Annotated in this window: 13 protein-coding genes and 2 pseudogenes; all 15 read right to left on the reverse strand. The window is 37.1% G+C overall.

From position 1 onward, the window contains the following. Nucleotides 1–103: 103 nt before the first annotated feature. Entirely contained in the window at nucleotides 104–271 is a 168-nt protein-coding gene (locus HCJ54_RS08360; RefSeq protein WP_187137315.1) for a hypothetical protein, read from the reverse strand. A 31-nt stretch (nucleotides 272–302) separates the two neighbouring features. Continuing rightward, nucleotides 303–449 carry a hypothetical protein gene (locus tag HCJ54_RS08365; protein WP_187137316.1) on the reverse strand — a complete coding sequence of 49 codons (147 nt, stop codon included), beginning with the start codon at nucleotides 447–449 and terminating at the stop codon, nucleotides 303–305. Between the two features lie 7 nt (nucleotides 450–456). Then, nucleotides 457–963 (reverse strand): hypothetical protein, encoded by a 507-nt coding sequence (locus HCJ54_RS08370; RefSeq protein ID WP_036066472.1) that lies wholly within the window; start codon nucleotides 961–963, stop codon nucleotides 457–459. 492 nt (nucleotides 964–1,455) lie between these two features. Further along, the gene (locus tag HCJ54_RS08375; protein ID WP_187137317.1) at nucleotides 1,456–2,184 is read right to left on the reverse strand and encodes a DUF3885 domain-containing protein; all 729 of its coding nucleotides are present in this window, start codon (nucleotides 2,182–2,184) and stop codon (nucleotides 1,456–1,458) included. Nucleotides 2,185–2,556: 372 nt separating this feature from the next. Further along, on the reverse strand, nucleotides 2,557–2,736 hold the full coding sequence (locus HCJ54_RS08380) for a hypothetical protein (RefSeq protein WP_036066466.1): 180 nt from the start codon (nucleotides 2,734–2,736) through the stop codon (nucleotides 2,557–2,559). 301 nt (nucleotides 2,737–3,037) lie between these two features. Further along, the gene (locus HCJ54_RS08385) at nucleotides 3,038–3,451 is read right to left on the reverse strand and encodes a YxiG family protein (RefSeq protein ID WP_187137318.1); all 414 of its coding nucleotides are present in this window, start codon (nucleotides 3,449–3,451) and stop codon (nucleotides 3,038–3,040) included. Nucleotides 3,452–3,625: 174 nt separating this feature from the next. Then, nucleotides 3,626–3,805 carry a hypothetical protein gene (locus HCJ54_RS08390; RefSeq protein WP_187137319.1) on the reverse strand — a complete coding sequence of 60 codons (180 nt, stop codon included), beginning with the start codon at nucleotides 3,803–3,805 and terminating at the stop codon, nucleotides 3,626–3,628. 20 nt (nucleotides 3,806–3,825) lie between these two features. Then, nucleotides 3,826–4,179 (reverse strand): hypothetical protein, encoded by a 354-nt coding sequence (locus tag HCJ54_RS08395; RefSeq protein ID WP_244966921.1) that lies wholly within the window; start codon nucleotides 4,177–4,179, stop codon nucleotides 3,826–3,828. 271 nt (nucleotides 4,180–4,450) lie between these two features. Further along, nucleotides 4,451–4,681 (reverse strand): hypothetical protein, encoded by a 231-nt coding sequence (locus tag HCJ54_RS08400; protein WP_187137320.1) that lies wholly within the window; start codon nucleotides 4,679–4,681, stop codon nucleotides 4,451–4,453. 589 nt (nucleotides 4,682–5,270) lie between these two features. After that, on the reverse strand, nucleotides 5,271–5,498 hold the full coding sequence (locus HCJ54_RS08405) for a hypothetical protein (protein WP_187137321.1): 228 nt from the start codon (nucleotides 5,496–5,498) through the stop codon (nucleotides 5,271–5,273). Between the two features lie 327 nt (nucleotides 5,499–5,825). Beyond that, nucleotides 5,826–6,451, reverse strand: a pseudogene (locus HCJ54_RS08410) (RHS repeat-associated core domain-containing protein); the annotation flags it as partial. A 190-nt stretch (nucleotides 6,452–6,641) separates the two neighbouring features. Beyond that, nucleotides 6,642–6,941 carry a hypothetical protein gene (locus HCJ54_RS08415; RefSeq protein ID WP_244966922.1) on the reverse strand — a complete coding sequence of 100 codons (300 nt, stop codon included), beginning with the start codon at nucleotides 6,939–6,941 and terminating at the stop codon, nucleotides 6,642–6,644. Nucleotides 6,942–7,091: 150 nt separating this feature from the next. Then, nucleotides 7,092–7,520, reverse strand: a complete 429-nt coding sequence (locus HCJ54_RS08420; protein ID WP_187137323.1) for a hypothetical protein — start codon at nucleotides 7,518–7,520, stop codon at nucleotides 7,092–7,094. An 18-nt stretch (nucleotides 7,521–7,538) separates the two neighbouring features. After that, nucleotides 7,539–10,862 carry a colicin E5-related ribonuclease gene (locus HCJ54_RS08425; RefSeq protein ID WP_187137324.1) on the reverse strand — a complete coding sequence of 1,108 codons (3,324 nt, stop codon included), beginning with the start codon at nucleotides 10,860–10,862 and terminating at the stop codon, nucleotides 7,539–7,541. 480 nt (nucleotides 10,863–11,342) lie between these two features. After that, a pseudogene (locus tag HCJ54_RS08430) lies at nucleotides 11,343–13,387 on the reverse strand (RHS repeat domain-containing protein); the annotation flags it as partial. Nucleotides 13,388–14,544: the final 1,157 nt, after the last annotated feature.

Here is a 14,544-nt window from a genome sequence, read left to right on the forward strand (position 1 = left end):
ACTAAAAAAGCGCTTACAAAACAATTTTAGCATAGATAGAATTGGATTATATAGACAAATTAAAGGTATTAGTGTACATAATATTGTTTTTAATTCAAGCATATCATTGATAAACACGATAAGATTTATCATCTTTGAAGACGGCCAAAGCTTGATAACCCCCTATAACCTCGCGCACTCCCATCATATCAAGTGCAGTATAATTGATTACATCGAGTTCACTATTAAACTCTGTGATGCCCTTCCCATCAAACCCAAAAAAATCTGTCAAAACAGCCTCCCAAACTGTAAAACTTGGCTGATTATAGTATGTACGGGAATTCCAAACGCTGATCACCGTGCAGAATTTCTAGCATGCCGTCCGTAATTGTGTATGTAGCTGGCCCGCCGCCATTCATAGAATATAAGTAAAATTCATTCTCTAGTGAAGCTTTTCCTGTGAGTTTCATTGTAAGATCAGTCCTCCTTAAGATTAGTGTTTTGCTTTTCCAGATAATCTTTCATACACATCCTAGAATCAAATTGTAAAAGTTCTTCTAAATTTAGATTATCATATCCTCTTAAAATAGCTTTATTAACAACCAATGTTTTTTCCTTTGATCCAAACCTATCCTGCCAATAAAGTGCCATTGCCTGGTTTTCTGGAAATCTACTAACTCGCTCTAAGTATTTTTCGTACATATCTAAATTATCAGGGATAGATCTTTTCTTGCCACTAGTATTGCAATCCAGCCGTGCCAAATCTTCCGCTGTTATCCCACCTTTTATTCTTTTCACGACACCAATGGCGCTCGGTTTTCTATTGTCATGGAGCGCTACAAAATAGGAAGTCCCTCTTCTTGGCCTGAAGAATTTTTTCGCAGAATCACCCTGTTGAGGGAGAAAAAGAATATCACCTTGGTCTGCATAACTATCCAAATCTGGTGAATATATGCCAACTAAAATTTTTTCATATCGAATCATTGTGTACCTCCTAAAATTAATATCTGTAGAAACTTAGTAGAAAGCTGAATACTACTACCAGATAAGCACCTCCTGCGATTACCTTCCTCCTTTTCGCGAGCCGTATAGATAGCTATGAGAACAACGCCATTGCCTCCATCACAGTTCCATTGACAATGTAGGCAAGGCACACTATTGAAAAGATTCCTCCAAATACAACCAAAAACCAACTCTTTGTTTTCCCCCCCAAAAATAATGAGAGCACACACCGCCAACACACTTACAATGATAAATTCAAGTGGTTTAATCGCTATTTCCTCACCCCAGGCATACAGATATGTTCCACAAGTAAGCAGGAAAAATATAAAAATCAACAGTAGGAAAGAAATAACTTTTTTCGTACTCTCACTTCTCACCATAATGTCCAATTTATTAGCTGCTCCAAAAAAACTAATCATCACGATGAAAACTAGGCTGAATTTTAATATAAAACCGATAATTTTAATACCCTCCCTACAAACCAAGCTTATCCTCAATTTCATTTCTATCGTAAGACAGAGCCCAATCATTGTACTTGTGATAAATTGGCTTCAAAATTTCTGCTGAATTAGCTACAATGTCTAGACCTCGATCATCATACATATGATAAATTATTTTCTTCTCGATATTTAGAAAATAGCATTCATACTCTAGCTTTGGAGCTATATTCATATCTTGATTTGCTATTGCCACTAGCATTACTGTAATTCGGATATCTTTTACACTACATTGAAGAACAAACTTAAAAAAATAAACTCCATCTCTCAATACTTTCTTGGCACTAAGACGATTTTTCAATGACTTTACTTTAAGATATTTTTTCAATACCCCTGTGGGTTCCCATTTTCTTCCCGGAGTGCATTCTGAATACCACACTACATATAACTGATCGTCCGGTAAAAATATTTCTTTAAATAATACTTGGGATCGCTTGTACACCTGGTTCATGTACAGTAATTCATCAGTATTCATACTGCTTTCACCTAATTCAAAACGTATAGCTACGGAAGAATTATAAAAAAGCGGTTTTTCTAACTCCCTTTTTTGAAAACTATTGTAAATAAATTCTCTATACTCCTCACCAATTATATCTATTTTAATCTCCCCCTTCTTTAAGAAGCCCATTATTGTATCAAAAAACAAAAGAATCCGGAACCAAGATACCATTTCCAATGCTACCAAAATTATCGTCATCAGCGTCATAGATAAAGAGACTTTTATTACTTCAATGCATCCTTGAATAAAACTCAGGTGTAACAAAAACATATAAACCCGCTTCACACCCTGCGTTCAAAAACTGAAAATAAACCGGATAATCACTTTGCTTCATATGTATCTGCATTATCTAGCTTACTTTTTTCCCTCAAAAATATATCTGGTATATCCAAATCGCCTAGTTCCATCGTATCTTCAAAAACCAAAACAAAATAATTCATGTTCTCTGGTAACGGTAGAGTTGCGTCTAATGTTTTTATGCAATATTCCTTTTATCGCCATGCAATTTAAGTTTAAATGAGATATAGACTTGCTATTAAACTCCGTCCATACTTTTGACATCGTTACCATCCTCCAGAATCAAGCGATTAATTCACCAATCGAATACCAAATATAGCTACCGAATGCGACTAATACAACAACCATCAGTACGCAAGAATAGATTGTCTTATATTTTTTAGGCCGATATTTCGCAAACAATATTAAGTAAGTTAAAATAAGTACATTTATCAAAAATACAAGCACTAGCATATCTGGCATGTGCGAACCTCCTTTTGAATTAATATAAAAAAATAAGATGCTATAATAATTGTCATCATCAGTCCAATGCATATTGTTTGAAGTAAATTTTCCAATCGTTTATTCAACCTCAGTTTACCGATTAAATCCTGAAGAAGAAAAATATTAGCAAGTAAAATAAATCCAGTGACAACTTCTAATATGGATTCAGTTATAAAGTTTCCTGTGAAGTAGTATATTAATAATATGGTGGCCAATGCCAAACAAATACACGTTACCCAAAGCCTCCATGTTTTATTAGGACGCTCCTTCTGTTCCGCCATCACAATTCGCCCTTTCTAACCAAATTTTCAAACTTGCAGCCATCAATATCAATTTCATCCGCCTCAATTAGTAGTAAACCTTCCATGAATTCTAGCGTGAAATTAAATTTAGAATCAAACCCATTATAAAAATTATCTCCGGATTTTATGAATAAGCCTTGATTTTTCGAATCGTCATAAACTATAGATAACAACTCCCGCTTTTCGCCATACTCATAATCACTTGTAGCATAACGACTATCCTCGTATCCATTTACAAAATAAAACGCACTAACTTTCCTAAAAACAACATTCATTTTCTTGCCATTATCAGGATATATGAGATCCAACTGGATTCTATTTCGCTGAATATCGACGCTGTGATTGTCGATTAAGGCCTCTTCTATATCACGCAATGCTTTCAGTAGTCGCATGTTTTACCTCCTTCCCTTAGAAGTACCCTTATTACAAAGCAGGCTTATTATAAGTCAAAAATATGATTAATCAACTATATCCATGTAATCGTTCCTAAAAACAAAAAGCATTTGTTGCTTCGCTATTCTTACACTAGCTCAACACCTTAAATTCCAATATAGTTAAGAAATATTTTATCCACTAAACATCACCTTACCGCTCTCCCATGCGTTTTTTAATAGCGCAGACCCTAAACCTAGGAAAAACACCACGCCTATCATTTTTTTAATAATGGGAGTCTTGCTATCAAGTACAACTATACCGATAACAGAACTAATAATCCCACCAATCAAATATAAAATAAATCCCCACATGCTTCCTTGACTCCTTTGCATCACTCATAATAAATAAAAGTGTCCATCGCAATTTCGAATAGCGAATGCTTTTTGTTTGGTACTTTATCAAAGAACGCTGGACTTCTCGGTTGGCCTAGCTGCTTCGCGAGTAATTCTGCGGTTTTCAGAAAAGCCGTGTCGATTTCGATGCGATACACCATTTCCAGTGGCAGCACGACAAACCCTTCCTCATAGCCATCCGCGCGCCTTGCACGGAACATGACGTCGCTTGCAGTGAGCGCTTCGATGTACCCCGCCTCGAAATAATCTGCTTCGCGAACCGTATAGATAGCCACGAGTTTTTGCTCCTCTTGACATTTTATTAAACGTTCATACATGAATTTTGTGGACATTTTTGTTCCTCCTTGATCGTATCTAATACCGTCTCTTTTATCGAAACCTAATTAACTCTCACAGGCCTCCACAAAACACCTTATCTCATCAAACAGCAAAAATATTCCTTGGTCTTTTTGTTCGTAAACGCAATGATGCTCACTAGACAAATCTACCCAAAGGCTTTTTCCTTCAATGCAACCTATCATCCAAAAGAAATCCGGCACTTCAGTTCCGTCTCCCATTATTCCAAACCTGTCATCATGAATACTGTAGACACGAACTTCTTTTTCATCGATTTTTAATTTCTTTTATCTCAGTTTTCAATCTTTCCGTATCTACTTTAGTATTCCCTTCTATATTTGATGAAAAAGAAATAGCAAGAAACACATAAAGACATATTTCAAATCCAGAATCTATCTTTTGAAAATAAATTGGATAATCACGTTGCTTAAAAGTATCTCCACTATTTTCTTTTATAGACTCCTTGTGAAACATAGCTGGTATATCTAAATTTTCCAACCTTATTATTCCACAAAATTATATAATATGGAATTTTATTAATTATGCCCATTATATTTTTTGATATGTTTTCCTTAATTTCAACAACTCCATAAAAGAAAGTTACCCCATCTGTTTCCTCCGCATATTCTTGAGATAAGACACACTCAGCGCTATTAACAACATCTTTATTCTTACCCCAAACTTTTTTATAGTGATCTACACGCGTGGGAAATTCTACCTCTTCGACTATCAAAGCAAAGTAATTAACATTGGATTTTTTTAGGTAAAATATCACTTAATATCTCTATGCAATACTCCTGATAGATTTGTTTAGCTATCTCCATTTCAATACCATTTATCGCTATACAATTTAGCTCTGGATTTAGTCTATTTTTCTTAAATTCGGTCCATACTTTACTCATAATTACCCTGTCAACATGGTTTTGTCGCAAATACTATTTTACCCGGATTTTCATTATGAGTCTCTTTTTGCATACTGCCGCACTTCAATTGTAAACTCAAGCTACAAAGAAAGGACATCACTTTTTCAGTGGACCCTTTCTTTGTTATCCAGCTGTCTACTTTATAGATATTCATCCAGCATCTACTATTCAGCATCATTAATTATGTCAATTAAATCTTCTATTTCCAAACCATACTTATTTGGTTCATCATCTTCTAGACCGTAATCTGTAAAAGCTGTAAGAAGTATATCTATAATTTTTTCTACGCTTTCAGAATTAAGGTTGTTTACGCCATTCCTTTCTATCTCATCGATGTATTCTGGGGATTTTTTGAGTAAATCATACAATACTTCTTTTTGTCTTATCTTCATCCAATTATCACTTCACTCTCTTTATCCTAGTATTTCCTTTCCCACGAGCCATCGTTGTGACTACTTTTCTTTTCATATTCACTACTACAATACTTCTCTTTCTTTCCATTCGAATTGTTCTACTTCCCCCTCTCTTTTGAACAATAGTTTTCCTAGGCGCTCGAATTGTAGCTGATTGTGCAGATGGTTTAACACCTCTACCATCCCTCGATATAGCTTGATGTATACCATGTTTAGAATACCCTTTAATCTTTACTTTTAAAGGTTTATTTATTCTATCTATATACCCGTACACCACTAGCTGCTTTTCTACTTACTACCACCAAGGGCACCTTTCGCTGCAGCTATGCCCGCCTTTTTCCAACTTTTCGTCTTCTTATAAGATTTATAACCATCATAAGCTGCAAACCCTGCGTTAATCGCAAGCCATACCCAATGTCCGTCTGGATCGATATGCATCACTGGATTATTGTTGGCATAATTATAGCTATTCATCGTCAATGGGTCGTCTTCATCACCAGAATCTGGGTCGACACTGATAAAGGTGCCTTGTTCTGGTTCATAATAACGAGCCATCAAGTAATACATACTTATTTCTTTATCATAGGTGTATCCAGCATAGCCGAATGGTTTTTGTTTGGCTTCCTTGGTTGTTTCCGTTGCTTGTAGTACATTACCCCATGCGTCGTAGCTGTATTCTGCCACCGTGTCGCCTTCCTCATTCGTCAGGGCAATAACATCGCCATGCGTACGTTGCTATCCGAATAGACATATTGGCGTTGCACCGTTCCTGCGCCGTCTGTTTCGTACAGAACGTCAATACTATCTCCATCGTAGAAATACTTCGTTACTTGCCCGTCTACATTTTTTTAAATATGTCGATTATCGTCACCGTATTTATATGTTACGAACGCAGAACTTTCACCTTTTTTCGTGATGGATGTTAATTGGTCTATACTTTTTATTCGTCTATTATCTAATTACTTCACCTATGTAGAGCAGGGCTAAATTTCAGCCCCACAATAGTATTGTTACTCCATAAATTTTAAAATCTCTTGTTCAGTTTTGGCATCACTTAAAATGGACATATTTTTCTATCCTTCACTTTAGTCAGATATAGCGTCCTAAAACTAGATTAATTATCTAAAGTGTTTGCTTATACCAATCCTTTAAATATGCCCTTGGGAATTTAACAATTCCAAAATCCAAATTTTTCAGGATATCGATATCATATGAATTATCCAGATGTAGGTCCCATTGAGCTGATATATCTTCTAATAACGACCTTTCTTCAAATGATAGGTTATCATTGATTGACTGTTGAGTATCATCAACATATAATATTTTTTCAGACCTTTCAACCAGCTCTTCACTGGTAATTGTACCATTCAAGGTCTCACTAAGATTGCTTTTGATTAAATCCATAATATTAATCTTATCCAATTTACACCCGCCTACCATCTGTAAGAATATTTTCCATTATAAAATCTATAATGTGAATATGTTATGTATGATATGTTCTCCTCATACAAGGAGAACATACTTATTTGAATTATCTCAAATTCTAATTATTACTCACAAAGGCATTGTAAACTATACAACTTCATAAAATATCTGTGCTCCTTTTTTTAATAATTTCGTAGCTGTTGTATCATCGTTAAATTTCATTTTTTCCATGGAGTTAAAGTATGAATCCCAAAATTCATTAAAAAAAGTAATATCATTTTTATTAATGTATGCTCCTGGAAATATTTGAGAGGTTATCTCTACCGAAAGAAGATTACCAGGATCATATGTTATTGTTCCGCTCTCCCCATCATTTATAACCTCGCTATAAGTTTTATAGTACAACAATTCATATACTTCTCGGTCTCTTTCTCCTATTAAAAATGGTGTAATTAATAAGTCTAATACTTCCTTTTCAGAACTTAACATCTTTTTTATATTTTCAGGGTGTATATAGATACTTCTATCCATCCTATAGTTATTATCCATACTCGCTAATTTTTTTACTATATCCATTCTCAGTGACACTCTCCTTTATTTTTTGGGTTTGTAAGGTTTTATTATCGATGGGTCTGGCTGCCAATTTTTATCATACCTGTTACTCACTTGAACAATTTCTTTGGTACGATTGTCTACAATTACATAGGTACCTTTTTTATCATAATAAACAGTTGCAGAGTTACCAGTTGCTTTATTTGTACTTTTCCTGGTAGTGTAGGGATTATTGATTAATTTCTTAATACTTGCTTGTGTCCACCCTCGACTCTTCATTTGATTAGCCAACTTATTCGCTTTTTTCGTATTACTTCCAAATTTAAGACTGTCACCTGGTTTTTTCTTAGGTGCCTTTTTAACCCATTTCTTAGATTTTTTGACAACATATTTGCCACCAATCCAGACACTCCTTAAAAACCACATCCAAAAATGACCATCTGGATCGATGTTCATAACGGGATTATTATTTGCATAGTTATATCCATTCATCGAACTAGGATCATCGTCATCTCCATTATCTGGATCTGAACTTATAAATACACCTTGTTCTGGTTCATAATAACGCGCAATCAAGTAATACATACCTATTTCTTTATCATAGGTATAGCCCGCATAGCCAATCGTATTCTGTTTTGCCTCTTCTGTCATTTCCTTTGATTCTAGCACATTTCCCCAAGCGTCATAACTATACTTAGCAACAACAGCTCCTGACTCATCTGTCATCGCAATTATATCACCACGAGAATTATGATGATAGAATAGAGTTACTCCACCAGTTTTCATGGCCAAGCGTGTATTTCCAGCTCCATAAATGTAATGACGTAACAGTGTCCCTGTTTCATCCGTTTCATACAACACATTAATCGTATCACCATCATAGTGATATCTAGTTATTTTCCCATTAAGTGTTTTAGTAATACGACGATCTTTATCATCATATTCATAGGTTACAAATGGGGCACTCTCCGAAACTTTTGTAACAGCTACTAATTGATCTGCAACATTCCATTTGTAGATATATTTACCATCAGAAAGTCGATTTCCATTTTTGTCATATGTTATTTGAGTGCCTTTCCAATCAATTAGTTGATTACCACTGTTGTAGCTAGCCTTACTGTATTCCGATTCTTTTGAATTTGTCACTTTTACACGATTTCCGAAACCATCGTAAGCGTAAGTTTTGGTCGTTCCGTCAGGTAGGGCCTCTTTAGTTAACTGGTTAATCGTATCATATTCATAGCTTGTATCCCCATTTTGGGGACTATCGATACCTACGAGCCGATTCACTGTATCATATTTGTAGTTCTCTTCAAAAATAGTGACTCCTAGCTTACTTCCAATTTGGATTTCATTCATTTTACGAGTACTGTCATAATTAAAGTTACTACCCACACCGTTGCCAGAAGTATAACCACTTATATTTCCAGACTCATCATAGTCCATAATATAGTTATATTTACCATCATTTAATTTCACATTTTGATTCAATTGACTATATCCATAACTCACTTTATTTTGATAATCTTTTTGAGAAACTAAAACTTCACTTATCTTATCACTTGCCCCAACAGCTCCATTTGTTGCAATATCTTTGTATATCCATGAAATAGCACCACCACGTTCCGTCTGTTTTATCAAGCGGTCAGCAGTGCCATACACCGTTTCCTTTACAACACCTTTTTTGTTATCCATGACTTTTGTTTCGTTCCCATTTGCATCTAATTGGTAGCTAAACACAGTTTCGCCATTCCATTTTATATTTGTGTTACGATCTGCGGAATCATAAATATCTTCAATTACGTCTCCGCTTGGCTTGATAATTTTAGCTTGATTTCCATTCGCGTCGTACTCGTAACTAGTTTTTTGACCTTTAGAGTCTGTAAATTGTGTTATCTGATTATCACTATTATACATATAGCTACTCTGTTGCTCTTTACCATCTGCTGTTACGAATTTCTCCGTGGCATTGCCATTATCGTCATACTTGTAGGCAACGGCGGTTCCATTCGCCAGTGTTGTTTTCGTCAACTGGTTATCAACGTTATATTCGAGTTTCTTCGTGTTGCCTTTTTCATCGGTTTCGGTTAGTTTGTTGCCATACACATCGTACGTGAAGGTGGATTTACGGTGTTCTTCGTCATAGGACGCGACCACATAATTCCCCGCGCTATCATACGTGTTCTCCGTCAATACTTCCCCGTCCATCACACGCATGTTATCAAACCATGCTTTACCTGTATGCTTCCCGCGGAATAACGTCCAGATTTTCAAGCGCGTAATTGGTTTGTCTACGTTCACCGTCACCGCGCTACGATTCCACTCATTCGTTCCAGTCGGGAATGGCGCATAGAATGATTTCGTTACGCCGTCGCTCAATACAGCTTCGGCAAGAATCGCGTAATCGTTCGACAGTTTCTCGCCGCCGGCCGTATTCACCACGTTTTCCGATTTCGACATCGCGGTGACCGTCACGTTTTTCGCCGTCGTTTGGTTCAGCACGATTTCTTGTCCGTACTTGCTGTCCACGTCCGTCACCGCTGTCCGCACAATGCGCGCCGAAGAACTGTCCGCGAAGCCTTCCGTGTCGTCAATCGCCAACTTATCTGCGCCCGCCGTCGAACCTCTCCACCAGCCCGTCGCCATCAATTCCGTGCCATTTTCAAAACTACTGTTCAACACTGGGTTAAAGTTCGCCGATGCCTCGCCTTTTTCGAGTTGTACATTATCAAACCACGCCGTTCCTGTCCCACCAGTATCCTTATTTTGTTCCACTTCTAGGAAAATGTAGGCTTTCGCGGTCGTTTTCGTGGTCTTAATCGTCAACTGGCGTTTCGTCCACGGACGGTTCGCTTTGATATCGCTGTAACGGTTATTCTGCCACGCTTCGCCATCCGTCACACGTTTGCCCGTCGCGTCGTGCAGCTCCACGTTAAAGAACACATTCGTATCCTTCATGTCGCTCGTTTTGATCAGCGCGCTCAGCGTATACGTGGCGTCTGGCTCCAGTTCCACGATCTGCTTCCCAGCCGTAAACCCGCGTCCCGTCGATTTCCCTGTAATCTTCAAGGAAGCCGCTCCACTAACGCCGCCCGGTGCCGATGTTGTTTTGTCGATCGCTACCGTTCCCGTCGCCGTTTGGTACACTTGCGAGAACCATTCCGTCGCGACTAAATCCTTCTCAAAACTTGGATTCGCTAAAATATTCGTCGCCGTGCTTAGTTCCGAGGTTCCTTTAATCACGTTTCCATACTTATCATACTGCGAAACCGTCGAGGTCGCAACGCCTGATTGGTTCGTTTCCGACACCGCATCCGCATCATCGTAGGCTACCGTCGTTGTTTTATTCTCGGTATCCGTCATCATTAAAAAGGAAAGAGCGTCTGCTTATCAAAAGCACGCTCTTTCCTCCTTAGAGTTTTCTACTACTTCAGATACTTCCCCACTCTACTATGGTGTATATAAAAAATCCTTTACCAATGCAACTCCAAAAAGAATTAAACACACAAAGTACAACGAACAAACGGTATATAATACTATTTTCTTGTTATTAACATACACTTTAAAATATAACAAAATTAATACGATCAATAATGTAATTGTATAAATACCTATTACACCCCATAAAAATTGTATCATACTCATTTACCTCCTTTAAAATTCATCCCGTGAAAAAAACAAATGTGGATAATATTACAGCCCCTACGACTACGAATAAAGAGGTCATGAAATTTAAAAACTTACTTTTTTTACTGACTTTATATTTATCAAGAAGTACAAAACTCAAAACCGTTATCAAGAAAAATTCAGCAGAGACTAGAATCTTCATGATTTCCAACATATTTATTATCTCCTTTTCTTCTTTCTACTACTTTTTTTCTGTGCTTTTCCAACATTTTTCGCAATTTTTTTGTGAGATTTTGGAAAAAGAGCTTGCTTAATGTGTCCTTTATAATTTTTCTTCAAACCTCTCCAAGATGCTTTCATATTATGTTTGACCTGCTTTAACCCCTTTTTAACACTCTTAGACTTCCAAATTTTCCCTGCAGCTTTACCAAAACTTACATATCCAAAAATTCTTCCTACTCCTGCAGAAAATACCCCTTTGACAGCACCTTTTCCAGTTGCATATAGCGCTCCTTTCCAACTATAGCCCTTATTTCTATTCTTCCACAAGTATTTCCCCAAACCACTCGCAGCTCCGACACCTGCAGCTACTGCCCACCAAGCAACCTTACCATCAGGATCCGTGTACATTACTGGATTGTTACTCACGTAATTATAGCCATTCATTGTAATAGGGTCTTCTTCGTCTCCAGGATCTGGATCAGCGCTAATAAAGACACCTTGCTCGGAGTTATAGTAACGCGCTATCAAATAATACATACCTATTTCTTTGTCATACGTGTACCCAGCGTATCCAAATGGATTTTGTTTGGCTTCATTAGTTGTTTCGTTAACTTGTAGGACGTTTCCCCATGCGTCGTAACTGTATTCTGCCACCGTATCCCCTGCCTCATTCGTCAGGGCAACCACATCACCATGCGCGTTGTAGTGGTAGAACACTGTTTTCGTGCCAACTTTCATCGCCATACGTATGTTAGTATCGGAATAGACATATTGACGCTGCACGGTTCCTGCACCATCTGTTTCGTACAAAACGTCAATACTATCACCATCGTAGTAATACTTGGTCGTTTGTCCATCCACTGTTTTTTCAATACGACGGTTATCGTCATCGTATTTGTAGGTTGCGAATGGGGTTGGCTCGCCTTTTTTCGTGATGGCCGTTAGTTGGTCTGCGGTATCCCATGTGTACGTATATTTACCATCGCTCAGACGGTTGCCATTTGTGTCATAGGTTAGCTTGTCACCATTCCATGTGGTTAACTGGTTACCATCATTATAACTTGCATCGATGGCTTTTGTCTTGCTAGAATCGGTTACTTTTGTGCGATTACCAAATCCATCATAGGTATAAGCTTTAACTGTGCCATCTGGAAGTGTCTCTTTGGTAAGTTGGTTGATGGCGTCGTATTCGTAACTTGTTTTACCAACCTTCTTATTATCGATGGTTGTTCGGTTACTTGCTGCATCATACGTATAGCTTTCTTCAAATAAACTATCGCCAAGCTTATTGCCAATTTGAATTTCACGTATTTTTTGTGTCGCGTCATAGTTGAAGTTCGTACCTACGCTATTCCCGTTAATATGATGGCTTACATTTCCAAACTCATCATAATCTAAGAAATAGTTTCGGGTGCCATCGCTAAATTTGGTATTTTGATCTAGCGCATTATAGTCATACATTGCTTTATAATTATGCGCGCCTTGAGAAACGGTGACTTCATTGATTTTGTCGGTTTTTCCTTTATTGTCTTTGCTTGGTTTGTCTTTGTATGTCCAGGAAACACTGCCGCCGCGCTCGGTTTGTTTCGTGATACGGTCGGCATCATCGTAGGCTTTATCGCGTACCATGCCAGATAGCGCATCGGTCACTTTTGTTTCATTGCCATTCGGATCAAATTGGAAACTGAAGGCGGTTTGACCATTCCATTTCACTCCTGTGGCACGGTCTGCGGAATCATAGATGCTTTCAATGGTGTCACCGTTTGGTTTCGTAACTTTTGTTTGGTTCGCATTGGCGTCGTATTCGTAGCTGATTTTGCGACCTAGGGCATCCGTGAATTGGGTGACTTTATTGTCGCTATCATATGTGTAGCTATTTTGTTGTTCTTTACCGTCTGCGGTTACGAATTTCTCTGTAGTATTACTGTTATCGTCATATTTGCTTCATAGCTCGTCGTCGTGCTCAACTTCAAGCCATCAGCGTCTACAGTCGTTTTCTCCGGATTTCCCGCCTGATTGTAGGTATACACCGTCTTCTTCCCGTTCGCGTTCACCAGCGTCGCTTCCGTGTGCTTCGTATCATAAATCTCCGTTAGCCGTTATTAAAAAGGAAAGAGCGTCTGCTTATCAAAAGCACGCTCTTTCCTCGTTATGGTTGTCTTCTATTTCAGATATTTATCCAATCTACTATGGTGTATATAAAAAATCCTTTACCAGCGCAACTCCAGAAAGAATCAAACACACAAAGGAAAACTATAGCCTCCATTTCTAATATGGAGGCTATAGTTCATACATCTCAAATGAAAGTCTTAAATTCAATACCGCTGACTTAAAAACTACTATGTGGCTCTGCTAAATAGAGAATTGATATATTTCGTCTTTAATATACTGGTGTCGTAACTCCATGCTTCGTAACTATTCTATTACTATAAATGAAATATAAAATAAATAAATTATATAACCACATACCAATGTATTCCAAATCATTGATGTCATGATCATTTTATTACTTCTTTTAAAATAGTACATTATCCAATTAGCTGCAATAACAACCATAATAAGTATGTTTGTTATTAGTAAGATAAGGTTATTACTTTCTCCATCCCACACTAGGAATAAAGCATAGGAAAGGGACATGCTACATACTATAATCCCTGTAAAAATTACATAAACAAACTTTTCGCCCCAACTAGATTTCAGCTTAACATTTATCTCGGTAAATATTTTTAATAAATAACTCGAAAATAAGCCGGTAAATACGCAGAGTAGACTAATTAATATATTCATAGAATCGCCTCATTCTCCTTTTCCCATTAACTCTATGCAGTTATCTTTTGACCTTAAAGCTTTTAAACCAGTAGAAAAAATTGATTAAAAAGATAGATTATATAAAAGGTCATTAGCCCACACCATGTAATAGATAAGATTATCATAATTATATTTTTGCTCAACTTATAAAAAATATACAGAAATACAAAGCTGACTAGCAGAAACACAATTGTCTGATAAAGTATGAGATTATTACGTACATCCCAAATCACAAAGAATATAAAGGATAACGCAGATGAATAACAAATTTCCAAAATACATAATATAGACGCTATTGCTGTAAGTAGCCCTAGCCTCTTCCCTGATAAATCCTTCAAAGCCCGCAGTAAATGTCCACTGTATAAAGCTATCGTAATACAAAACAGACTAA

Origin of the sequence: Listeria grandensis (genome assembly GCF_014322885.1) — a bacterium.
GTDB classification, from domain to species: domain Bacteria; phylum Bacillota; class Bacilli; order Lactobacillales; family Listeriaceae; genus Listeria_A; species Listeria_A grandensis.